The organism is Halospina denitrificans, assembly GCF_004364635.1.
In the GTDB taxonomy this organism is placed as follows: domain Bacteria; phylum Pseudomonadota; class Gammaproteobacteria; order Pseudomonadales; family Oleiphilaceae; genus Halospina; species Halospina denitrificans.
Genome location: NZ_SOAX01000008.1, coordinates 196,464 through 218,284, shown reverse-complemented (window position 1 = coordinate 218,284; position 21,821 = coordinate 196,464). Strand labels below are relative to the sequence as shown.

General features: G+C 60.0%; 21 protein-coding genes. 4 read left to right on the top strand and 17 right to left on the bottom strand.

Annotated features, from left to right (window positions below; genetic code table 11):
* Nucleotides 1-59: 59 nt before the first annotated feature.
* The 3 genes from DES49_RS15250 (at nt 60) to DES49_RS15240 (ending at nt 3,742) form a co-directional block, all read left to right on the top strand.
* On the top strand, nt 60-1,700 hold the full coding sequence (locus DES49_RS15250) for a sensor histidine kinase (protein WP_133737292.1): 1,641 nt from the start codon (nt 60-62) through the stop codon (nt 1,698-1,700).
* Nucleotides 1,697-3,073: a sigma-54-dependent transcriptional regulator gene (locus DES49_RS15245; protein WP_133737291.1), complete on the top strand. Its 1,377-nt coding sequence runs from the start codon at nt 1,697-1,699 to the stop codon at nt 3,071-3,073. The genes DES49_RS15250 and DES49_RS15245 overlap by 4 nt, the downstream gene beginning before the upstream one ends.
* 108 nt (nt 3,074-3,181) lie before the next feature.
* Nucleotides 3,182-3,742, top strand: coding sequence for a GspH/FimT family pseudopilin (locus tag DES49_RS15240; protein WP_133737290.1), 561 nt, complete (start codon nt 3,182-3,184; stop codon nt 3,740-3,742).
* Between the two features lie 6 nt (nt 3,743-3,748).
* Here DES49_RS15240 and DES49_RS15235 read toward each other — a convergent pair whose 3' ends face one another.
* The 13 genes from DES49_RS15235 to murJ all read right to left on the bottom strand — a co-directional run bounded on the left by DES49_RS15235 (nt 3,749) and on the right by murJ (nt 18,114).
* Nucleotides 3,749-4,162 carry a type IV pilin protein gene (locus tag DES49_RS15235; RefSeq protein WP_133737289.1) on the bottom strand — a complete coding sequence of 138 codons (414 nt, stop codon included), beginning with the start codon at nt 4,160-4,162 and terminating at the stop codon, nt 3,749-3,751.
* A 29-nt stretch (nt 4,163-4,191) separates the two neighbouring features.
* On the bottom strand, nt 4,192-4,530 hold the full coding sequence (locus DES49_RS15230) for a hypothetical protein (RefSeq protein WP_208297047.1): 339 nt from the start codon (nt 4,528-4,530) through the stop codon (nt 4,192-4,194).
* 17 nt (nt 4,531-4,547) lie between these two features.
* Complete coding sequence (locus DES49_RS15225; protein ID WP_133737287.1) at nt 4,548-8,033, bottom strand: pilus assembly protein; 3,486 nt, start codon at nt 8,031-8,033, stop codon at nt 4,548-4,550.
* A 20-nt stretch (nt 8,034-8,053) separates the two neighbouring features.
* Nucleotides 8,054-8,581, bottom strand: a complete 528-nt coding sequence (locus DES49_RS15220) for a pilus assembly PilX family protein (protein WP_243865073.1) — start codon at nt 8,579-8,581, stop codon at nt 8,054-8,056.
* A 2-nt stretch (nt 8,582-8,583) separates the two neighbouring features.
* Nucleotides 8,584-9,660 (bottom strand): PilW family protein, encoded by a 1,077-nt coding sequence (locus DES49_RS15215; RefSeq protein WP_133737285.1) that lies wholly within the window; start codon nt 9,658-9,660, stop codon nt 8,584-8,586.
* Nucleotides 9,653-10,060: a type IV pilus modification protein PilV gene (pilV, locus tag DES49_RS15210; protein ID WP_133737284.1), complete on the bottom strand. Its 408-nt coding sequence runs from the start codon at nt 10,058-10,060 to the stop codon at nt 9,653-9,655. Before pilV ends, DES49_RS15215 begins: the two co-directional genes overlap by 8 nt.
* On the bottom strand, nt 10,057-10,527 hold the full coding sequence (locus DES49_RS15735) for a GspH/FimT family pseudopilin (RefSeq protein ID WP_133737283.1): 471 nt from the start codon (nt 10,525-10,527) through the stop codon (nt 10,057-10,059). The genes pilV and DES49_RS15735 overlap by 4 nt, the downstream gene beginning before the upstream one ends.
* Before the next feature lie 141 nt (nt 10,528-10,668).
* On the bottom strand, nt 10,669-11,625 hold the full coding sequence (gene ispH, locus DES49_RS15200) for a 4-hydroxy-3-methylbut-2-enyl diphosphate reductase (RefSeq protein ID WP_133737282.1): 957 nt from the start codon (nt 11,623-11,625) through the stop codon (nt 10,669-10,671).
* A 14-nt stretch (nt 11,626-11,639) separates the two neighbouring features.
* Nucleotides 11,640-12,068: an FKBP-type peptidyl-prolyl cis-trans isomerase gene (fkpB, locus tag DES49_RS15195; protein WP_133737281.1), complete on the bottom strand. Its 429-nt coding sequence runs from the start codon at nt 12,066-12,068 to the stop codon at nt 11,640-11,642.
* The gene (gene lspA / locus DES49_RS15190; RefSeq protein ID WP_133737280.1) at nt 12,065-12,580 is read right to left on the bottom strand and encodes a signal peptidase II; all 516 of its coding nucleotides are present in this window, start codon (nt 12,578-12,580) and stop codon (nt 12,065-12,067) included. The genes fkpB and lspA overlap by 4 nt, the downstream gene beginning before the upstream one ends.
* Nucleotides 12,581-12,587: 7 nt before the next feature.
* Nucleotides 12,588-15,407 (bottom strand): isoleucine--tRNA ligase, encoded by a 2,820-nt coding sequence (ileS, locus tag DES49_RS15185; RefSeq protein WP_133737279.1) that lies wholly within the window; start codon nt 15,405-15,407, stop codon nt 12,588-12,590.
* 30 nt (nt 15,408-15,437) lie between these two features.
* The gene (ribF, locus tag DES49_RS15180; protein ID WP_133737278.1) at nt 15,438-16,418 is read right to left on the bottom strand and encodes a bifunctional riboflavin kinase/FAD synthetase; all 981 of its coding nucleotides are present in this window, start codon (nt 16,416-16,418) and stop codon (nt 15,438-15,440) included.
* Nucleotides 16,419-16,512: 94 nt separating this feature from the next.
* Complete coding sequence (gene murJ / locus DES49_RS15175; protein WP_133737277.1) at nt 16,513-18,114, bottom strand: murein biosynthesis integral membrane protein MurJ; 1,602 nt, start codon at nt 18,112-18,114, stop codon at nt 16,513-16,515.
* Between the two features lie 160 nt (nt 18,115-18,274).
* Here murJ and rpsT point away from each other — a divergent pair, with 160 nt between their 5' ends.
* Nucleotides 18,275-18,544 carry a 30S ribosomal protein S20 gene (rpsT, locus tag DES49_RS15170; protein ID WP_133737276.1) on the top strand — a complete coding sequence of 90 codons (270 nt, stop codon included), beginning with the start codon at nt 18,275-18,277 and terminating at the stop codon, nt 18,542-18,544.
* A 73-nt stretch (nt 18,545-18,617) separates the two neighbouring features.
* On the opposite strand, the gene proB is transcribed toward rpsT, so the two are convergent.
* The 4 genes from proB to rplU all read right to left on the bottom strand — a co-directional run bounded on the left by proB (nt 18,618) and on the right by rplU (nt 21,652).
* Nucleotides 18,618-19,745 carry a glutamate 5-kinase gene (proB, locus tag DES49_RS15165; protein WP_133737275.1) on the bottom strand — a complete coding sequence of 376 codons (1,128 nt, stop codon included), beginning with the start codon at nt 19,743-19,745 and terminating at the stop codon, nt 18,618-18,620.
* Nucleotides 19,746-19,760: 15 nt separating this feature from the next.
* Nucleotides 19,761-20,936: a GTPase ObgE gene (gene obgE / locus DES49_RS15160; RefSeq protein WP_133737274.1), complete on the bottom strand. Its 1,176-nt coding sequence runs from the start codon at nt 20,934-20,936 to the stop codon at nt 19,761-19,763.
* Nucleotides 20,937-21,067: 131 nt separating this feature from the next.
* Entirely contained in the window at nt 21,068-21,328 is a 261-nt protein-coding gene (gene rpmA / locus DES49_RS15155; protein ID WP_133737273.1) for a 50S ribosomal protein L27, read from the bottom strand.
* Nucleotides 21,329-21,340: 12 nt separating this feature from the next.
* The gene (gene rplU, locus DES49_RS15150) at nt 21,341-21,652 is read right to left on the bottom strand and encodes a 50S ribosomal protein L21 (protein ID WP_133737272.1); all 312 of its coding nucleotides are present in this window, start codon (nt 21,650-21,652) and stop codon (nt 21,341-21,343) included.
* Between the last annotated feature and the right edge of the window lie 169 nt (nt 21,653-21,821).

The window sequence follows — 21,821 nt, the reverse complement described above, 5'->3', positions numbered from 1 at the left end:
TCGCAAGCTATTATAACTGTTTCAGTCTCCATTGACCGTTCTGGAAACCGGGAGCATCCATGGTCGCTTCGTCACCGGTTGGCAGGAATGGCCAGCGTGCCCGTCTGTTCCGTGTCTACAATTATTACCGCATAGCGGTGGTCCTGCTGCTCGTCAGCCTCCTTCTGCTGGAGACGGACCTGTTTGGCACCGCCATGAACAACGAGGTGCTGTTCCAGGGAACCGCCCTGGCCTACCTGGGGATCAATATTCTTACGGGTTTGCTCCTGCTCGCCGGATACCCCCTTCGCCCCTGGCACATCACGGTTTCCATACTGGTCGACATCCTCTTCCTGCACCTGCTGGCCCTGTCCAGCGGTGGTGTTGGTACCGGCATCATCAACCTGGTTATCATCAGCATTGCAGCCGGCAACATACTGATTCCGGGACGCGTCGGCATTTTCTATGCGGCACTGGCCGCATTGGCGTCACTCGCCGTGTCCTTCTGGCTCCTGATCGAGACCACTGCAGGCATCGATGACATCGTTCGGGCGGGCGTAATGGGCGTCATCTATTTTGCCACCGCCTTCATCCTCCAGAACATCACGCGCCGGCTTGCCTCCAGTGAACGACTGGCCACGGAACGCGCCCGCAGCATTGCGGAGCTGGAGCAGCTCAACCATCAGATCATCCAGCGGATGCACACCGGCATAGTCGTGGCCGACCCATCCGGCACTGTCCGCCTGGCGAACGCGGCCGCCGGGGAGCTGCTCCAGGGCGAGCGCCGAACCTCACCACCACTGACGACCCTGCCCGCGCCCCTGAAGCAGCGCCTGAAGCAGTGGCTGGAAAACCCCGGAACGAGAACCCAGCCCTTCCAGGCCAGGGAAGACACCCCTGGCGTCCAGGCCAACTTCACACCACTGGACGAACCCGTGAACAATCATATCCTGATCTTCCTCGAAGACACGAGCAAGATCATCCAACAGGCCCAGCAGATGAAGCTGGCATCGCTGGGACGTCTGACCGCCGGTATTGCCCACGAGATCCGTAACCCCCTCGGAGCCATCAGCCACGCCGCCCAGCTTATGGCCGAATCCCCCGACATCAGCGAAGCCGACCGGCGAATGACGGGGATCATCCAGCGCCACAGCGAGCGTGTGAATGCCATTATCGAGAATGTACTGGAGCTGTCACGCCGGCGCAGCGCCGATGTTCGCCTTTTGGACCTGGGCGAATGGTTGGCCTCCGTCGTAAACGAGTACCGGGAATGCGGCGGAGACGGCAACACCATTGACCTGAAGCTTTCCGGCCCCTCCGCATCCGCGCGTTTTGACCCCTCCCAGCTGCACCAGGCATTGATCAACCTGATCGACAATGGCCTGCGTTACAGCGAGAAGAATACAGGACGGCGCACCCTGACCCTGTCCACAGGGATGACTGAGGACGGCCAGAGAGCCTATATTGATGTTCGGGATCAGGGGGCCGGGCTCAGCGAGAAACAGCGGGCATCGCTCTTCGAGCCCTTCTTTACCACCGAGCAGCAGGGAACCGGGCTGGGGCTCTACCTGGCGCGTGAACTGTGCGAGGCCAACCAGGCACGCCTTTTCCTGCTTGATACCAGTGAGCATGGGAGCTGTTTCCGGATCACCTTTGCCCATCCGGGCAGGCGCACCCTGGATTACACCGCAGAGCCAGAAGTAACAGGAACCGACACATGACATCGTATACGGCACTGGTTGTCGACGACGAACCCGATATCCGGGAACTGCTGGACATTACACTGAGCCGCATGGAGATTCAGTGTGTCACTGCCGCGACACTGGAGGAAGCCAGGGACCTGCTTGAACGACAGGTTTTCCACCTCTGCCTGACCGACATGAGCCTGCCAGACGGCAACGGCATCGATCTCGTCCACTGGATGCAGAGCCATTGCCCCGATACCCCGGTTGCCGTGATCACCGCCTATGGCAGTATGGACGCGGCAATCTCCGCGCTGAAATGCGGCGCCTTTGACTTCGTGTCCAAGCCTGTAGAGCTTCCCAGACTGCGGGACCTTGTCCAGAGTGCGTTGCGCCTCCCCTCGCCTTCCGAAAACAACGGTGATGCCCCGCTTCCAGAGGGGGAAAACCTGCTGCTGGGCGACTCCCCCGAGATTGAACACCTGAGGCGCCAATCCCGGAAAGTGGCCCGCAGCCAGGCGCCGGTCTACATCAGCGGCGAGTCAGGCAGCGGCAAGGAACTGGTTGCCCGCCTTATCCATGAAAACGGCCCCAGGCGCGACAACCCCTTTGTACCGGTCAACTGTGGCGCCATTCCGGACGAGCTGATGGAAAGCGAGTTCTTCGGTCACCGCAAGGGCAGCTTTACCGGGGCCACTGAAAACAAGAATGGACTCTTCCAGGCCGCGAATGGCGGCACCCTGTTCCTGGATGAGGTGGCGGAGCTCCCCCTGCCGATGCAGGTGAAGCTGCTGCGGGCCATCCAGGAGAAGAAGATCCGGCCCGTGGGGGCCCAGGAGGAAGTCGCCGTCGATGTCCGCATCCTCAGCGCCACCCATCAGGAGCTGGCCGCACTTGTGGAAGAAGGGCTGTTCCGCCAGGACCTGTTCTACCGGATCAATGTGATCGAGCTGCGGGTTCCGCCACTGCGTGAACGCCCCACGGATATCCCCCTGTTGGCTCGGCATATCCTGGACAAGCTGGCCTCCGAGTATGAGCTCTCCCCCGCCGAGCTCACCGATGACGCTCTTGCAGCGCTCCAGGCCTACCCATTCCCGGGCAACGTACGGGAGCTGGAAAACTGCCTGGAGAGAGCCTTTACCCTCAGCGAAGGGGACATCATCCAGGCCGAGGACCTGCAACTGCGTAAAGGCCCAGCAACGGAGACGGCGGGCGCAGCCAGTGACCTTCCCCCGATGCCGGGCGATGGCGACGACACGATCGACCTGGAGTCCTACCTGGAATCCATCGAGCGCCAGACCATCGAAAAAGCCCTGGAGCAGACGCGCTGGAACAAGACGGCAGCGGCGCGGAAGCTTGGCGTCAGTTTCCGGGCACTACGGTATAAGCTCAAGAAACTGGGTATGGAATAGCCCCCGTCCGGCGGCCTTGTCCGATCCTGGGAGGCATTGTAGACTCGCGCCCCATCGGCTCAGGAAGAGCTGAAAAAAGGATGCACATACTGGGAAAGGAGTTCAGGGATGAACCGGGAACAGAATGGACTGACGCTCGTTGAATTGATCATTGTCGTGGCGCTTCTCGCCCTGCTGGCCACAACCATGATTCCCGCCCTGGGCGGATTCATTGAACGGGTCGAACGCCAAACCACCATGAAGGACATGTATCACGCCTTCCAGCTGGCGCGGGCCGAAGCCGTCGCAAACAGCACCGTTGTCACCATCTGCCCTCTGGATGAGAACCAGGAGTGTAACGGCAACTGGCAACAGAAGGTCCACGCCTTCCTGGACCCGGACAGCCAGCGCAGGCTCACGGATCAGGATGCGGTACTCCGCACCGTGCCATCCCCCGGTAACGGCAACTGGTCCGCCAATGTGGGCAACTCCGGTTACTTCCAGTACCGCCCCGACGGCATGGTCCGGGGCACCCTCGGAAACCTGGTCTACTGCCCGGATAGCGGCGACGCCCACCACGCCGGACAGCTGATTATCAACATGGGTGGTCGCGTGCGTTATGCACGCGACCATTCCGGAGACGGCATTGCCCAGGACAGCCAGGGCGACCCCATCAGCTGCACGGACTGACCGGCCTTACCAGCAGTCAGTCCCGTCAGCACCACGGGTGCCCTGCTCATCCAGCGTCAGCGTGCCGCAATCGTCACTGGACTGTGCATTTTTCGGCACAGCCTGAAGCTCAAAGGTGTCCTTGGTTACATCCTGGGCAAAACTGATATCGTAGAAGGCATTAGCCTCATCATACTCCCGTGGCGACCAGCTGAAGGGCAGCGAGGGGTTACCCGTACCATCCCGGTAGTCAAAATCAGAGCTGTAACGCCGCTCCATCCACTGCGCCAACTCCATGAGATCGCCCTGAGCTGTGGTTCTGCGCGTTTGCTCCACATGCTGCTGGTATGCCGGGAAGGCAATGGCGGCAATAATGCCGAGGATTGCCACTACAATCATCAATTCGATCAGGGTAAAACCCCGATTCGCAACCATTCGCATGATGTGTTTCCTTTTCTTGTTGTATGCCGTTATCGGAGACTCGTGCGGATCTGCTCGATCCGCTCCTGACTGATGCTCTCCCTGTAGAGGATTACGGAATCCCCTTTGGAAAGACGCTCCAGGACTTGGTCACGAGCCATTTCAACACCATCGAAGAGCACATCCTGCGCCAGAAAGAACCGACGCCCCTCCACAATCAGGCTGCCACCGCTCTCTTCGACTGCCTGAATCGGGCCCATGACGGACTCCTCTGCCCCCGGCGTTTTAACGTCCGCGGCCGATGCGCTGACCGCAAGCAGCATTGCGATCAGCGCTGTCACGAGAATTCCGGCGCCATAGTGTCTTCTTTTCTGGTTCGTTGCTTTCATCATTTTTCTCCAATTATTCACTCAAGCAGTTCCTGCCAGCCCTGGCGCCCGAACACGTCCTCGGGCGGCTGGACAAGGACCTTTTCCACATCGACGTCACCAACTGACGTCGGTGTGAAACGGTAATCCCCAAGGAAAGCGGATTGACTGGCAATGCCGTCGACCCTGCGATAGGAGACAACCTCGCCATCGTGATTGTCGAATACGGCTTTGTCCGGCGTCAGACCATCCAGAGCAAACGCCATAATCCGGGAAGTACCACCGGCAATGCAGGGGTTGGACGACGGAATTGACGAGTTGACAAAGATGAAGTCTCCACGGACCTGAGGTGAAAGCGTGATGCGCTCACCCTCGGAAAACAGGTCAACGTACCAGCCGTTGTCGATCGTGGTATCGGTCGAGTCAGCATTGTTGGAAACAAGCGTTTCCCCATCAACGGTTGTATCGTTAACCAGGTTGCGCTCCTCCAGGTCCGCTCTTTCCAGTTCTACGTCTTTGCTGCCTATATCCCTCACGGCATAGAAACTGTCAGTGCTGGTATCGGTGAGGTCTGTATTGTTGAGGTATTGACCGGTTCCGAACAGCACAAACAGGTCGGGCTCATTGCCATCGGGGGCAATGTTGTTATTCGGAATGGTCAAGGGCGCCGCGGTAATCGCCTGCGGATCCCCTGCATCCGTCTTGGCACGGAACAAGGGGACCGGGGTGTTGCCGCTGGTATAGGCGGACGCAAAGCCCTCAGCAACCCAGAGTTGCCCTTTCAGGTCACCCCCATAAATCCTGTCGACAATGCCGTTACCGGTAGCATCATAAACATTAACGGGAGAAAGCCCTGTTGCCGCCGTGCCCGACTCAAACTCAATGAATTCGTAGTCGGTACCTTCCGTCCAGGTGCCGTCAAGACCACCTTCCAGCTTCAACATAAAGATGCCCGTGATAGCCTCGCCTGTGTCTGGATCCGTAGCGTTATACCCATTGCCGAAGAACGCTGTCCACTGGTAGCCGTCATTGCCCCAATCGGCTTTGGCAATTATCGGGGGCTCACTGATGTTACCCATCCGCCAATCGTCCTCGGCGGAAAATTCCCACAGGACCAGCTGTTCCGCATTGTCTTCATCAAACAATGTGGGATCCGTCACATCCAGAGCAAAGATGGACCTGCCCCCGAAGCGGGCGCCCCCCAGCAGGACCGTCCGCCAATCTGCCGAGGTCGTGATACTGCCGTCAGCGGTGCGCCCCTTGATGAAGGCATCCGAAACATGGGGCTTCAGATCAACGTAATAGTCATGGGTGTACTGCTGTAAGGTCAGCTGACGCAGGCCTTCGCCGGGTGCATCAGAGAAGATTGCCTCCGGCATGAACGCGAACAGTTCCTTGCCGCCGTCGGGCGTTGCCTTGAAGGCGTGCAGCATTCCATCGTTGGCGCCCGCATAGATGACCGGTGTACGGTCTTTCTTTTCGGCTCGGAAGTCTGAGTAGCGATTCTTGTCTTCGCCAAAGAGAGCGGTGTCCGGCCAGTTTGAGGCGGGTTCAGAAACCCGCACCGGTGTCGAGTTCACGATATCGCCCAGGCGGCTGTCACGGGCCCTGAAATCTCCTACTTCACCCCCCTCCAGGCTGCGATCACCGCGCAGGTAGTCAAGGCGATTCTTGGCGCGTGTTTCCGAAACAGGCCCGGCCAGCAGGTCGTCCTGGTGGTCCTGTGTCACAGCTGACCAGGTAAAGGGAACGCCAAGCGTTCCGTCTGAGGTAATGATTTCCCGGGTCGTCCAGTCCCGATCGTCAAGCATGTCCGCAGCAGACCAGACCGGATCACTGATCGTCGGCGGCTGGTCGGGATTATTGTCATCGGTAATCAACTCACGGGCGTCGAGATCACCACTCCAGCGACTGGAGTTGAAACGCGCGCCAAAGATCAGGGAGTCTTCCTCCAGCGTCGCCGTATCGAAGGTGACCCCGGTAGAGGAACCAATATCTTCGAGAATACCGGCGAGGGTGCCCTTGAGCCCAGCGGTAAAAGCATCGGGGCTCTGGGCATCGAAAAAGCCGCCGCGCGAGTTAACGGCCGCATGGAGCATATCGTCAATCTTGTGCTCCTGCGCCGACGCGCTATCCGGCCACCAATCCACAGAATCGCCATTATCAATAGCGTTGAACGCCGTGTCGGGATCAATGCTTCCCTCAACACCGAGGCCAACGCTGTAAGTCACCATGTGTTGCCAGAAGGCGGGGTTGGTGTCCGACACCGGCACCCGGTTCTTGATGTCCGGCTGAAGGTCACGTCGCCAATAATCCATGCCCACATCCGCCAGCGTATCCGACTGCTCATCCTGGAACGGATCCTGTGCGGTGTACTGGTAGCTGCCACCATCAGGCTGGGTAATTGTTGAACCGTCAGTTCCGTCGGTATTGCCCGGCGTCGGCGGACTTCCCCCGTTGTAGTAGCCATCAGACATCAGGATCGTGAAGCTCTGGCGGCACTCAAGAAATTCACCGACTTTTTCGTCGTCATCCGTTCCCGGATCAGTAGCCCAGGGGCCCTGGTCCGTGTCGTCTTCATAATACTGCCCCACCCTATCCAGCGCGTCCCGAAGGGGGGTGGAGCCCCCAGCCTGGTGGCCATGCAGCCAATCAAAGAACGCAGTGCGGACACTGTCTGAAAACTGACGAACCCCGGGGTCAATATCCGACGAATTGATGGTCTCGTAACCAACCCGCATGTTCTCTGGCTGATCCATGAACGCGTTAGTGATCCCAACCCTGGCCACAAGTTCACGGGTTCTGTAGTAGGAAAACCAATTCGCGAAGTTCTGTTTATCAGCTGGTTCCTTTTTAGCGCTGTAACAACTGTCATCGTAAGGGTCGGTGTCACAACCCGACACAGTACCGTCAAATTCATAATAGAAGGCGCCCTCCTCCGAGTCCCCGCCAGTGGTGGATCCGACGGTAAACCCGTAGTGGTTATCATTTTTGGCCTTAAAATAAAAAGGAGCCATAATGGCCCGGTAATCGTCAGCCAGGTCGACTGTCGCCGGATCAGTGCTGTCATCGCCGTCTGCGGCCGCAAAACCGTCCACTGGCGCGCTGCTGAAATCGACATCCGGATAAGGCTCCCCGTCCGCTTTCAACGGGGCTGCGTATTCCTTGGACGGATCATAGTAAACCTTGTTTGTTTCACTGGAGGCCAGGAACTTACGCCCGGAGGTGTCGTAAAAGCAGGTTTTAATACCGGCGTGTGTGCCCTTTGAGGGACACTTCTGCAGATATCCCTCATTATCAGTGTCCAGTAGGATATCTGCCTTCTCAAACGCCAGCTTGCCCGGCATAAAACTGAACCGCATGGAGCCACTGTCGTCCAGAAGGAACATCAGGTTGGGACTTGCCGATTCGCTGATGAACAGCGGTGTGTCCGAGATATCGACGGTTTCAGCCAACGCCTGGGATACGAACATCGTTGCCATCAATGCAAACGAACCGAACCGGAAGTTTTTATGTGCTTTCATGACCGTACTCCTGGGAAAAATCAGATTTTCCGGGTGTAGTAGACTTCAATGAGTCGACTGCCCTTCCCGGACGGACTCGTCGCGTGAACCACGATCCGGAAGGCGCGGGATTCAAAGGCGCCACTGTCATGGCTGTAACCGCTGATATTGCCACCGGCCCGCTGTTCCGGCTTAAAGCCTCTTCCCATATATTCAATGAAATAGCGCGGCGTCACGCCATCGACGCTGGTTGCCGTCTTGGAGCTGCTACCCTCCCAGACTGTCGCGGAAAACGGATCGGGCGCCCGTTGCTCCTGAACCGTCGCATCATAGAGCCCGTTGGTTCCGTCAAAAACGTTAAGCGTAACCACATTCTTCTCGAGCCACTGTTCGGCATCCCTTGCGCCTGATTCGGAAATCTCCAGTGCCATTGCGCCCTGCCGCTGGGCCGACTGCATCCGTTCCTGCATGACACTGCCCTCCATCCCGGAAATCGCGAGCAGCGACAGGACCAGCAGCATAATCAATGCAAGCAGAAGCGCGCTTCCGGACTGATTCGTTCGTCTCATCATTAATCTCCCAGCCGGTTACGTATGGATGTTGTCATGGTGTAAACGCGGTACAGGTGATTATCGCCGGCGTTCGTGAAATCCGCGCTCGTGTCATTCGCACAGTCAAGCCAACCGGGGTAACAGTAGGTCTGGGGCTCCTCGACCACGTCGTTCCGGGACGACCTGACCAGGAGGCTGAACCGGATCGCCAGGGTGTCGTCCGCGTCCGCATAGGGCTCACTCCAGGTGTCCACCTTGTCATCGCCGGTGGTATCCCTTCCGAACTCCATCTGCAGGTCACGGACATTGCGGACCAGCTCTTCGGCGCCAGCATAGTTGCCTGGCGTTACGGTTCCGTCGTCCTGCATCTGCATCGGGTTCAGGACCAGGGAACGTTCTCCCTCGGAATTTTCACGGATGTAATAGGCGTTCTTGGCTGGGCGTATGATCTTGGCCCCTTCCGGATAATCGGACTGGGTGCTAGTTTCGTTACCCGGAGTCCATTTACCTTGACCTGTATTCGCCACCAACTTACCGCCGCCCCCTGTATCCAGTTTGGTAACCTGGAACATGTCGGCAGCTTCACAGCTGCTGATCATCAGAATCTCACCAGCTTCGAACACGCCGGTTGGATCACTCCCAAGAAAGATACTCGAAGCATTAACCGGAGTATGGTTATTGGTGTCGATAAGCGAATTAGCCGCACCTCCCAGCTCCAGGGTGTCAGTGCCCGCCACGACATTCGGGAAACTGGTCCCGTCAACATCATTGTCGCCGATTACCCCTTCAAAAAGCGCATCAATATCCAGATCTGAATCATCATTATCCTCCTGAGGATAAAGCATACTCCGGAGTTTGGCCCCATCCCCGCCAGGTTTTGCACAGCCCCAGAAATCGGCATTGCGAATCGTCCTGCCCAGGAGCTGAGTCGCCATACGGCCTGACTCCTGGACGCGGGCATTGGCCTCGGTGAGACGGAACGTCTCGCTGTTCCCCGTGAATATGTAGACCATGCCCATAGTCAGAAAGCTTGACAGCAAAAGCGCTACCATCAACTCGACAATCGACAGCCCCTGTTGCTCGTATCGCTTAACCATTTCCCATCCTCGCTTTCAGGGTGAAAGACTGATCGGACTCGCCGCTTTCCGCAAAGCGGTCCCGCTCCGTCCAGTTCACGGTCACCTCCAGCATATTGCCGTTCATGTTCGTGTTAAGGGAGGCATCCGATCCCATTTCCTTTTGCATGCGGTTCTCCATGGTCGTGATCTCACCACTGGAAATCATGTCGCCGCCATTGGCCCTGACCCGGCTGGCCACATCCATGGCATACATGGTGGCCTGGGAACGCACATGCGAATTGGTCGTCTGCTCCAGGGCGAGCAACTGGGTACTGGCAATGCCCAGCAGGCCGATGGCCAGGATGACCACGGCAATCAGGACCTCCAGAAGGGACAGCCCATCCTGTTGTGAGCGCAGTTTTGATCGGTTTGCATTCATGAGCAGTCAAACTCCTCGCTGGTGACCTGGCCACCCTGGGTCACTTGGACCTGGCTTCCAAAGTCACTGTTATCGCCACAGATCTGGAAGGTAACGTTAGCGGTCGTAAGCCCGTTGCCCCGGAAGGTGACATCGCTACCGGTGATATTCATCCGTCCACCGGATGTTTCGACCGACCTGAGCACGTCACCTCCGAACTCGACCTCGAATCCGGTGTCCCAGTTATCGTCAGCACCCGCATTCACGGTGACATTCCGGCCTTCTTTCAGGGCCTCGGAGCGAGCGTAACTAAGGGTTCCCACCAGCCGATTGGTGACCGCAGAAACCTCATTGCTCTCCACAAATTGCTGGTAGCCAGGTATTGCCACCGTGGCAATGATGGCGACCAGAATGACAACAATCATGAGTTCAATCAGGGTAAAGCCGGACTGTTTCCGGGAATTGCTGGGGGCGGCATTCAATGTCATAGGAACGTCTACCGGTTATGAACTGACGTAAAACATAACTTCTCTGTAACCAGAATAGCCATGTTCACGCCAGTGTCAGGCGACTTCCGATGAGCGGAGCAGGTAAAGGGATGAGTGGCGCTGCCTGCCGGACAGGCGCCTTCAGGCTTCCAGCTCTTTGGCAGGGATCCGCAGCGCCTTCGGCATGCTGAAAACCACGTTCTCCTGTTCGCCTTCAAGCTCGTCCGGCGTCTGACCGCCGAACTCACGCAGCCGTGCAACCACTTCCTCCACCAGCACCTCGGGCGCGGAGGCGCCAGCGGTGACGCCAACCGCTTTAACGCCTTCGAGCCAGTCAGCCTCGATCTGCTCGGCAGAGTCGATCAGGTAGCCCGGGGTTCCCATGCGCTCGGCGAGTTCGCGCAGGCGGTTGGAATTGGAGCTGTTGGGGGAGCCCACCACCAGCATCAGGTCGCACTCGGCGGCGAGCATCTTGACCGCGTCCTGGCGGTTCTGTGTGGCGTAGCAGATGTCGTCCTTGCGCGGGCCCTGGATGGCGGGGAAGCGGTTCTGGAGGGTATCGATGACCCGTGCGGTGTCGTCCATGGACAGCGTGGTCTGGGTCACGAAGGCCAGCTTCTCGGGGTCCTTCACTTCGAGGTTCAGCGCGTCGTTCTCGTCCTCGACCAGATAGATATCACCGCCGTTGCTGCGGTCGTACTGACCCATGGTGCCTTCCACCTCGGGGTGGCCGGCGTGACCGATCAGGATGCACTCGCGCCCTTCCCGGCTGTAGGTCATCACCTCCATGTGCACCTTGGTCACCAGTGGGCAGGTGGCGTCAAAGACCTGGAGCCCCCGGTCCTTCGCCTCCTGCTGCACGGCCTGGGAAACGCCGTGGGCGCTGAAGATCACCCAGGCGTCGTCGGGTACCTCATGGAGTTCATCGACGAAGATGGCGCCGCGCTCGCGCAGGTTGTCCACCACGAACTTGTTGTGGACCACTTCGTGGCGGACATAGATGGGGGCGCCATAGACGTCCAGGGCACGGTTCACGATCTCAATGGCGCGGTCGACACCGGCACAGAAACCACGGGGATTGGCGAGTTTGATCTGCATGGTGAAGCGGGCTCCTAGGCGACGTCGATGATCGCCACCTCAAAGGTCAGGGTGCGCCCTGCCAGAGGGTGGTTGAAATCAACTTCTACCGTATCATCATCAAAGGCTTTGATCACACCGGGGACCTCGGCCTTGGCGGCATCGGCGAAGGAGAGCACAAGCCCTTCCTCCAGCTCCAGGTCCGGCGCGAATTCCCGGCGTTTGAAGGTCTGTACGTTGTTCGGGTTGGGCTGGCCGAACGCGTCCTCGGGCGGCAGCGTGAACGACTGGCGGTCACCGGCAACCAGACCGTAAAGGCAGCGCTCGAAGGCTTCCGGGAGGTTGCCGTCCCCGATGGTCAGACTCGCCGGTTCATGGGAAAAGTTGGAATCCACGTCCGTCCCGTCCTCCAGGCGCAGGGCAAAATGCAGTGTCACCTGGCTGTCTGTCCCGATTGCCGTCATCGATTGTCGCCCTCTTTTCCGGATGCGTTGCCGTTCTGCTCATTATCCTTGCCGAGGAACAGGTCCAGCATGAGCATGATCGCGCCAACGGTAATGAAACTGTCCGCCACATTAAAGGCGGGAAAATGGTAGCCCGCCCAGTGGAAGTGGAAAAAATCCACCACATAGCCGTGCACGACCCGGTCGTAAAGGTTGCCGATGGCGCCACCGAGCACGAAGGCCAGGCCCGTGCCGAGCCAGTAGTCCCGGTGATGCAGGCGCGTGAGCCAGACGATCAGCGTCGCCGAAATGGCCACGGCCAGGCCGATGAACAGCCAGCGCTGCCACCCGGAGGAGTCCGCCAGGAAACTGAAGGCGGCGCCGGTATTATGCAGCAGCGTCAGGTTGAAGAACGGCAGTACGGGATTCGCCACCCCGTAGTCGAGCAACGCAGTGGCAGCGGCCTTGGTGGTCAGGTCCGCCACCACGATGAAGGCCGCGATAATAAGCCCGTTCCGCGCCAGTGGAGTCATACCGAGATCACGCAAAATGGCGCACTTCCCCCTGGCCCTGGATGTTGCCAACGCAACGTCCGCACAGGTCCGGGTAGTCGGCATGCTCGCCCACGTCCGGGCGGTGATGCCAGCAGCGCTCACACTTGGTGTGTTGAGCCGGCGCTACCGCAACCCGCAAGCCTTCCAGTTCAGTTTCCGGGGCATTGGAGCCTTCGGCTAGCGGTGCCACCGTCGCTTCCGAGGTGATCATCACGAACCGCAGTTCCTCCCCCAACCGCTCCAGGAGGGCTTTCAGATCGTCATTGGCGTACAGCGTCACCTCGCCGCTGAGTGACCCCTTGATGTCGCCGTTGTTCCGGGCGGCCTCGAGCTGTTTGTTCACTGCGCTGCGCACATCAATCAGGGTGTCCCACTCGCTGCGCGTCAGCGGCGCGTCATCGGGCAGTGTCGTCAGTCCCTCGTACCAGGTTTCCCAGTGCACCGAGGCGTCACGCTCCCCGGGGATGTGCTGCCAGATCTCGTCGGCCGTAAACGTCAGGATGGGCGCGATCCAGCGGGACAGGGCTTCGGCAATGTGATAGAGCGCGGTCTGGCAGGACCGGCGTTCGCGGCTGTCCGCCGGCGTGGTGTACTGGCGGTCCTTGATGATATCCAGGTAGAACCCACCCAGGTCCAGGATGCAGAAGTTGTGTACCTTCTGGTAGACCTGCAGGAAGCTGTAGCGTCCATAGGCCTCGATCACCTCGTCCTGGAGTCGTTGGGCGCGGTCCACGATCCAGCGATCCAGCGCGATCATGTCATCGAAGGCAACGCTGTTGGCGGCCGGGTCAAAGCCATCCAGGTTCGACAGCAGGAAGCGCGATGTATTGCGGATACGGCGATAGGCATCCGCCGTGCGCTTGAGGATATCCTGGGAAACGGACATCTCGGCGCTGTAATCGGTGGCGGCGACCCAGAGGCGCAGGATGTCGGCGCCCAGCTCGTCCATCACTTTCTGGGGCGCGATCACGTTGCCCATGGACTTGGACATCTTGTAGCCCTTCTCGTCCACGGTGAAGCCGTGAGTAAGCACCTCCTTGTAGGGCGCCATCTTCTTGATCGCAATCCCCGTCTTGAGGGATGACTGGAACCAGCCGCGATGCTGGTCCGAACCTTCCAGGTAGAGATCCGCCGGATACCGGGAAAGATCCGGACGGCGGTCCAGTACCGAGGCGTGGGTCACGCCGGAATCGAACCAGACGTCCAGGGTGTCCGTGACCTTCTCGTACTGGTCCGCGTCGTCACCGATCAGATCCCGAGGGTCCAGATCATACCAGGCGTCCATGCCGCCCTTTTCCATGAGCTTTGCCACTTCCTCGATCAGTTCGGTCGTGCGCGGATGCAGCTCGTAAGTGTCTTTATGCACGAAGAGCGTGATGGGGACACCCCAGGTCCGTTGGCGCGAGATGCACCAGTCCGGGGACTGCTCCAGCATGCTCTCGATCCGCTGCTGGCCCCAGGCGGGAATCCAGCGAACCCCCTTGATGGCCTCAAGCGCTCCGGCTTTAAGCCCGTTCTTGTCCATACTGATGAACCACTGGGGCGTGGCCCGGAAGATCAGGGGCGTCTTGGTGCGCCAGCAGTGCGGATAGCTGTGCTTGAAGGATTCACTGAACAGCAGCTTGCCTTCGCGCTCCAGCGCCTCGCAGACGGGCTTGTCCGCCTTGTAGACATGCACGCCGGCGAATTCGCCCGCCGCCTCCGTGTAGGTGCCATCCGCCTGCACCAGGTTGATGGTGCCGATGCCGTTGGCACGGCCCACCTCGAAGTCCTCCATGCCGTGGTCGGGTGCGGTATGCACCAGGCCGGTACCCGCATCGGTGGACACATGGTCGCCGAGGATCACCGGCACCTGCTTGTCATAGAAGGGATGATGGAGCATCAGGCCGTTCAGGGCCTCGCCGCGGCAACGCGCCACCACCTCGCAGGAAGCCAGCTGCCAGCGCTCGACCACGGTTTCGCGAAGCTCTTCGGCCACCACCAGGTATTCGGTGCCCTTGCCTGCATCCACCTTCAGGAGGCTGTATTCCAGCTCGGGATTCGCGGACACCGCCTGGTTGGCGGGAATGGTCCAGGGGGTTGTGGTCCAGATCACCGGGGATACCGGTGCATCCAGGCTCGATTGACCGAAAGCCGCCGCAACCTTCTCCGGCTCGGCAGCGGTAAACCGCACGTCGATCTGGATGGATGTCTTTTCCTGGTACTCCACCTCGGCTTCGGCCAGTGCCGACTGGCCGACCACGCTCCAGTAGACCGGGCGGAAGCCGCGCTCCAGGTGGCCATTTTCAATGATGCGACCCAGAGAGCGAACGATGTCCGCTTCCACCTTGGGATCCAGTGTCAGATAGGGATTGTACCAGTCGCCCAACACGCCGAGGCGGATGAAGTCCTGGCGCTGGGCGTCCACCTGTTCATTGGCGTAGTCGCGACAGGCCTGGCGGAAGGTCCTGTAATCCACCTTGTCCCCGGCCTTGCCGATGTCCTGCTCCACCTTGTGCTCGATGGGCAGGCCGTGGCAGTCCCAGCCCGGCACATAGGGCGCGTCGTAGCCCATGAGGTTGCGGGACTTGACCACCATGTCCTTGAGGATCTTGTTGACCGCGTGACCAATATGAATGCTGCCGTTGGCGTAGGGCGGGCCATCATGGAGCACGAAACGCTCGGCGCCGGCACGGCGTTTTCTCAGGGTGCCGTAGAGGTCCAGCTCATTCCAGCGCTCGAGCATTTCGGGTTCACGCCGGGACAGGTTTCCGCGCATGGGGAAATCCGTCTTTGGCAGATTCAGCGTGTCTTTGTAGTCACTCATAGTGATCCTGTTCTGATCGTCTCGGTTGGGTCAGCGCTCAACATTGGTGGGCACGGTGCGATTGTTCGCCAGCCAGTCCCGGCCCTGATTGATGTCTCTATGGATCTGGTTTTCCAGCTCGGCCACGGAATCAAAGGTGACCTCGTCGCGCAGGTGGTAGAGGAAGGTCACCGTCAGGCGCGTGCCGTAAAGGTCGGCGGAGAAATCCAGCAGGTGGACCTCCAGGGACGGGTGCCGCCCATTGACGGTAGGTCGCATGCCAATGTTGGCCATGCCCCGCTGGATAATACCATCCGGCATTTCCACCGCCACCACGTAAACGCCACGCAGCGGTGGTTTTTCGCCGCCCAGGAGGATGTTCGCGGTGGGCACACCGAGCTCCCTTCCCAGGGCCTTGCCGTAAACCACCCGGCCGGAAATGGTATAGGGCCGACCCAGCAGCTCGCGGGCATCGGCCAACCGGTTCTCGCCAAGCGCCTGCCGGACCCGGGTGGAACTGATCCGGTCGCCACCGACACGGATGGTTTCCGTATGTTCCACCTCGAAGCCCCGACTCTCACCAACCTGTTGGAGCAACCGGAAATCACCCTTGCGGTCACAGCCGAAACGGAAATCATCGCCCACCACCAGGTGATGCACGTTCAGCCCTTCAATCAGCACCTGTTCGATAAATTCCATCGCGGAGAGATTCCGCAGCCGCGAGTTGAACTGCAGGCACACCACGATGTCCACATCATGGGCCAGCAGGACCTCCACCTTCTCGCGGAAGCGCATCAGGCGCGCTGGTGCGTCGGCTCCCCCGAAGAACTCCCTCGGAAGCGGCTCGAAGACCATGACCACCGAGGGCACGCCCAGTTGATGGGCCCGGTCGCGCACCTGGTCGATAATCACCTGGTGACCCCGGTGAATGCCATCGAAGTTACCGATAGTGGCGACACACCCGTCTTTCAGGGGATTGTCACTGCGCTCGGGGAGCTGTTTAAGGTTGTGCAGCCCGCGAATAAGCCGCATTCAGTCTTCCTCATTGGTTCAGGGGACCGCAGATTGTACCGCAATGGCGGCGCAAGGCCCAATCATGGGAAGGATCACCTGCCACAAACGTGGCTCACTGCATGCGGAAATGGCGCCAGCGCACACCGGTTGCGATCAGAACCAGGAAATAGAGCAGCGCACCGCCGGTCACGAGCAGCCCCATCTCCAGCAGCCGTTCCCCCAGGGAGAAACCAAGCCAGCTTCTTCCCGGGGAGGCAAGGAACCAGAGCATGGCACCCATGGCGCCGTTGGCCACCAGCAACTGCGCGCCGAAGCGCCCCCATCCGGGCAGAGGACGGAATACGCCCTCCCGACGGAGGCCGCGCAGCAGCAGGCTGGCGTTCATCCAGGCCGAGAGTGCCGTCGCCAGGGCCAGGCCGGCGTGCGCCAGGGGCCAGATCAGGATCAGATTGAAGACCATGTTCGCCGTCATGGCAATCACGGCAATACGGACGGGCGTGGTCATGTCCTGGCGCGAGAAGAAGCCCGGCGCGAGCACCTTCACAAGCATGAAAGCCATCAGCGCCAACGCGTAGGCCCTGAGGCTCTGAGCGGACATGATCACATCTCTGGCGGAGGTCTCCCCGTAGTGAAACAGGGTCGCGATCATGGGCTCCGCGAGCAGGCAGAGCGCCAACCCTGCCGGAATACCCAGCAGCAGTACCGAGCGCAGCGCCCAGTCCAGGGTGCGGGAGAACGCCTCCCTGGATTCGGAGGCGTGCTTCCTGGATAGGTTGGGAAGAATCACAGTGCCAATCGCCACCCCGAAAACCCCCAGCGGCAGCTCCGATAGCCGGTCTGAATAGTAAAGCCAGGACACGCTCCCGGTTTCCAGGAAAGACGCCAGGACGGTGTCGAGCAGCAGATTGATCTGGCTGACGGACACGCCGAACAACGCCGGCGCCATCAGTTTCATGATCTGTATCACCCCCTCGTGGCGATAATCGACCCGGGGTCTGGGGAGCAGGTTGAGCTGCATCAGGAAGGGAAGCTGGAACAGCAGCTGCAGAACACCGGCAATCAGCACCCCCCAGGCCAGCGCCAGAACCGGCTCGCGCATATAGGGGGTCAGATAGATGGCGGAGGCGATCATGCTCAGGTTGAGAATAACCGGCGTAAAGGCCTGAACCCCGAAGCGGTCATAGCTGTTCAGCACGCTCCCGGAAAAAGCCGTAAGCGAGATCAGCATCAGATAGGGAAAGGTGATCCGCAGCATTTCCACGGCCAGCGGAAAACGTGTCTCATCACCGATGAAGCCGGGCGCGAAGAGGCCCGTGATCAGTGGCGACCCCAGGACCGCCAGCACGGAGAGCACCAGCAATGCGAAGCCGAGCGACCCGGAAACGGCATTCACCAGCGAATGGATGCTGCCCACACCGTACTTCTGCCGGTACTCGGAAAGTACCGGAACAAAAGCCTGGTTGAACGCGCCCTCGGCAAACAGCCGGCGCAGGAAATTGGGAATCTTGAAGGCGACGAAGAACGCATCCGCCGCCGGCCCGGCCCCGAAATAACGGGCGATAACGATGTCCCGGGCCAGCCCCAGAACGCGGGAAATCAGGGTAAAGACTGCAAAAATGCCGGACGAACCCAGCAATCCACGGCCGGGAATAAAGCCGTCTTCGGAAGGCTGGGCCGCTTCTGGGGTCTCACCGGATTCCGGTTCGTTTGCCATGAACACTGCCACTGGTGCTGAACGGGAAGCCGGATACTACCACCCTGCACCACGACTGACGACCGTTTCGCCCTTCCCAGCTTGACAAAGCGCCGGACTGACGGCATTATTCCGCGTCATTTCAGAATCAATGAACAACCGGATCTCGAGGAGTCAAACGGTGGCTAACTCTCCGCAAGCACGAAAGCGCGCGCGTCTCAACGAAGAACGCCGCAAGCACAACGCAGGCCAGCGCTCCGAGGCCCGCACCTATATCAAGAAAGTCGAGAGCCAGATCAAGGCCGGCAACTATGAAGGAGCCAAGGAAGCGTTCCAGAAAGCCGAGCCGGTTCTGGACAGCTCCGTCAACAAGGGCATCTTTGCCCGGAATAAGGTGGCACGGCACAAGAGTCGCCTGAGCGCGCACATCAAGGCTCTCAAGTCCGCCTGAAACCCCGCCGCCGGGTGACAGACAGAAAAAACCCCGCTTCAGCGGGGTTTTTTCGTTCCTGGAGGGGCGTCCGTTAGACCAACACCATGTTGTCCCGGTGAATCAACTCTTCTTCAGACACATAGCCCAGACGTTCGGCAATCTTTTCGCTGGCACAGCCGGTGATGCGCGCGGCTTCCGTTGAATCGTAGCTGACCAGCCCGCGCGCAATCTCGAGGCCCTGCTCGTCGACACAGGAGACCATTTCACCCCGGCGGAAGTCACCTTCCACCCGTTTCACACCAACCGGAAGCAGGCTGCGCCCTCCTTCGCGAAGCACCCTGACCGCTCCCGAATCCAACACCAGGCGACCGCGCGTTCTAAGGTGCCCGGCCAGCCACTGCTTGCGGGCATCCAGGCGTTCCTGATCCGGCAGCAGCAGGGACCCCACTTCGGTTCCCTGGCGCGCCAGCTCAAGCACATTGCCAACCTTACCGCCCGCGATCAGGGTGAAAGCACCGGAGCGGGCCGCGAGACGGGCCGCGCGGACCTTGGTCTGCATCCCGCCACTGCCCAGGGCACCGCGCCCGCCGTCGGAAACCATCGCATCCAGGCGCTCGTCATTGGCGCGCGCTTCGCGAATGAGCTGGGCGTTCGGGTTATGGCGGGGATCACTGTCGTAGAGCCCCTCCTGATCCGTCAGCAGGATCAGGCCATCGGCCTCGACGAGATTGGCCACGAGCGCCCCCAAGGTATCGTTGTCCCCGAAGCGGATTTCATCCGTCACGACGGTGTCGTTTTCGTTCACGATGGGGATGACCCCGAGCGGCAGGAGGGTCCTCAGGGTGCTGCGGGCATTGAGATAGCGTTTGCGGTCGGAAAGGTCGTCATGGGTCAGCAGCACCTGGGCCGTATGGGTGCCGTGGCGCTGGAACTGCACTTCCCAGGCCTGGATCAGGCCCATCTGGCCCACCGCGGCGGCGGCCTGAAGCTCGTGCACGTGCTCGGGGCGCTGCTTCCAGCCAAGGCGACTCATGCCCTCGGCAACCGCCCCCGAAGATACCAGCACAATCTCGGTGCCGGCCCGGTGCCAGGCCATGATCTGATCGACCCAGTGCGTCAGTTCGGCAGAGGCCAGACCACGCCCGTCATTGGTCAGCAGGGCGCTGCCAATCTTCACCACCAGGCGCCTGGCGCCGGAAATCCGTTGGCGTTCGCTCATGGGGCAACGACTCCCTCAGGGCGCGTACACCACTTCCACATCATGGTCATCGTCATCATCATCGTCGTCGTCATCTTTATCATGCCGTGACGCCCTGAGAGACTGGATATGGGCGCGCGCCTCCTCATCCATGCGCTCACGCCGGGCTGCTTCTTCACGCGCGACTTCCGGATCCTCGGCTTCCCGCTCATGCTGCTCCTCGAGCCAACGCATCACCGCCTGGGCCAGCGCCTCAACGCCCTGCCCGCTCAATGCCGAGATCATGAATACCGGCCCCTGCCAATCGAGCGCCTGCCGGATGCGTTCGCATTCCTCCTCGCTGTCCGGAAGCCCATCAATCTTGTTAATGACGAGCCACCGCTCCCGTTCCGCCAGTGTCGGGCTGAAACGCTCCAATTCGCGGGAGATCACGCGCACGCTGTCCACCGGATCGGCATCGTCCCATGGCATGGGATCAACCAGGTGCAGCAGGAGCCGGGTGCGGACAAGATGGCGCAGGAAGCGGATACCCAGCCCCGCGCCTTCCGCCGCCCCTTCAATGAGACCCGGAATATCGGCAACCACAAAGCTCTGATGCGCGGCCACGGAGACAACGCCAAGATTCGGAACCAGGGTGGTGAAGGGATAATCCGCAACCCGGGGGCGAGCCGCGGACATGGCGCGTATCAGGGTAGACTTGCCGGCATTGGGGAGTCCGACCAGACCGACGTCCGCCAGCACCTTGAGCTCAAGACGCAGCTGACGCTGCTCGCCGGGTGTGCCGGAGCTTGTCTGGCGGGGCGCCCGATTCACACTGGACTTGTAGCGCGTGTTACCCAGGCCGTGAAAGCCACCCTGCGCCACAGTCAGGGTCTGTCCCGCTTCCGTGAGATCACCCAGGACCTCGTCCGTATCGCAATCAACAATGGTTGTGCCTACGGGCACATTCAGGATCCGGTCTTCACCCCGGCGCCCGGAGCAATTCCGCCCCCGGCCATCCTCGCCGGTTTCGGCCCGGAACTTCCGCTGGTAGCGGAAATCGGCCAGGGTATTCAGGTCCTTGTCAGCACGCAGGATGATAGAGCCGCCATCACCGCCGTCGCCGCCGTCCGGCCCACCCCTGGGCACATACTTCTCCCGCCGGAAGCTCAGGCAGCCGTTACCGCCCTTGCCCGCCTGTACCGTGACGGTTACTTCATCCACGAACTGCATGCTGACCTCATACCAAAAAACCCCGTGTGGCGCGCACCCTTATCAAACGAAACCACAGGCCCTGCCTGTCTCCGCTTCGGGTGCCGTGCGCCAGCACGGGGTCCTGTATCTGGTGATCGTACGTGCTGCGTTCAGCCGGCGGCTTCGACGCTCACATACTTCCGGTTCCGGGGACCCTTCACCGCAAACTTGACCACGCCTTCATCCAGTGCGAAGAGCGTAAAGTCCTTGCCAATGCCAACACCCTGGCCGGCGTGAAAGCTGGAGCCACGCTGGCGTACGATGATGCTGCCCGGCTGGACGCTCTGGCCGCCGAATGCCTTGACGCCAAGGCGTTTCGACTCTGAATCGCGCCCGTTGCGCGTACTGCCCGCTGCCTTTTTATGAGCCATGGTTTCGCTCCTTTAAGCCTTGATGCCAGTAATCTTGACTTCAGTGTACCACTGCCGATGCCCCATCTGCTTCATGTGGTGCTTACGGCGCTTGAACTTGATGATGCGGATCTTGTCGTGGCGACCGTGGTCAACCACTTCCGCCGTGACCTTGGCGCCGTCAACCGTGGGCGTACCCACTTTCACGTCGTCGCCTTCGCCGACCATAAGCACCCGGTCGAACTCGACGTTGCCACCGGTCTCGGTTTCAATCTTTTCCAGCTTGAGCTTTTCGCCCTCGCGGACACGGTGCTGTTTACCACCGCTGACAATTACTGCGTACATGCGTCGTCTCCGTTGTAGACCCATCCCTGCTCTTTGGCCTGCTTCTAAGGGAAGCGCTCTGGCAACCCTATAACAGGGAGCGCAGGTTTTGGGATGAGTTGCAGGGCCGCGAATTATATGAAAATCGGGCACTGGAAACAAGCGCCGCACTCGATTAACTTGTAAGGGC

Excerpts from the sequence above, each read along its gene's own strand:
- rpmA (WP_133737273.1), bottom strand. The coding sequence starts at position 21,328 with ATGGCTCATAAAAAGGCAGCGGGCAGTACGCGCAACGGGCGCGATTCA.
- DES49_RS15225 (WP_133737287.1), bottom strand. The coding sequence starts at position 8,033 with ATGAAAGCACATAAAAACTTCCGGTTCGGTTCGTTTGCATTGATGGCA.
- lspA (WP_133737280.1), bottom strand. The coding sequence starts at position 12,580 with ATGACTCCACTGGCGCGGAACGGGCTTATTATCGCGGCCTTCATCGTG.
- DES49_RS15250 (WP_133737292.1), top strand. The coding sequence starts at position 60 with ATGGTCGCTTCGTCACCGGTTGGCAGGAATGGCCAGCGTGCCCGTCTG.
- ileS (WP_133737279.1), bottom strand. The coding sequence starts at position 15,407 with ATGAGTGACTACAAAGACACGCTGAATCTGCCAAAGACGGATTTCCCC.
- DES49_RS15215 (WP_133737285.1), bottom strand. The coding sequence starts at position 9,660 with ATGGTTAAGCGATACGAGCAACAGGGGCTGTCGATTGTCGAGTTGATG.
- DES49_RS15245 (WP_133737291.1), top strand. The coding sequence starts at position 1,697 with ATGACATCGTATACGGCACTGGTTGTCGACGACGAACCCGATATCCGG.
- DES49_RS15235 (WP_133737289.1), bottom strand. The coding sequence starts at position 4,162 with ATGCGAATGGTTGCGAATCGGGGTTTTACCCTGATCGAATTGATGATT.
- DES49_RS15230 (WP_208297047.1), bottom strand. The coding sequence starts at position 4,530 with ATGAAAGCAACGAACCAGAAAAGAAGACACTATGGCGCCGGAATTCTC.
- obgE (WP_133737274.1), bottom strand. The coding sequence starts at position 20,936 with ATGCAGTTCGTGGATGAAGTAACCGTCACGGTACAGGCGGGCAAGGGC.
- DES49_RS15735 (WP_133737283.1), bottom strand. The coding sequence starts at position 10,527 with ATGACATTGAATGCCGCCCCCAGCAATTCCCGGAAACAGTCCGGCTTT.
- murJ (WP_133737277.1), bottom strand. The coding sequence starts at position 18,114 with ATGGCAAACGAACCGGAATCCGGTGAGACCCCAGAAGCGGCCCAGCCT.
- DES49_RS15220 (WP_243865073.1), bottom strand. The coding sequence starts at position 8,581 with ATGAGACGAACGAATCAGTCCGGAAGCGCGCTTCTGCTTGCATTGATT.
- pilV (WP_133737284.1), bottom strand. The coding sequence starts at position 10,060 with ATGAATGCAAACCGATCAAAACTGCGCTCACAACAGGATGGGCTGTCC.
- ispH (WP_133737282.1), bottom strand. The coding sequence starts at position 11,625 with ATGCAGATCAAACTCGCCAATCCCCGTGGTTTCTGTGCCGGTGTCGAC.
- proB (WP_133737275.1), bottom strand. The coding sequence starts at position 19,745 with ATGAGCGAACGCCAACGGATTTCCGGCGCCAGGCGCCTGGTGGTGAAG.
- ribF (WP_133737278.1), bottom strand. The coding sequence starts at position 16,418 with ATGCGGCTTATTCGCGGGCTGCACAACCTTAAACAGCTCCCCGAGCGC.
- DES49_RS15240 (WP_133737290.1), top strand. The coding sequence starts at position 3,182 with ATGAACCGGGAACAGAATGGACTGACGCTCGTTGAATTGATCATTGTC.
- rplU (WP_133737272.1), bottom strand. The coding sequence starts at position 21,652 with ATGTACGCAGTAATTGTCAGCGGTGGTAAACAGCACCGTGTCCGCGAG.
- fkpB (WP_133737281.1), bottom strand. The coding sequence starts at position 12,068 with ATGACGGCAATCGGGACAGACAGCCAGGTGACACTGCATTTTGCCCTG.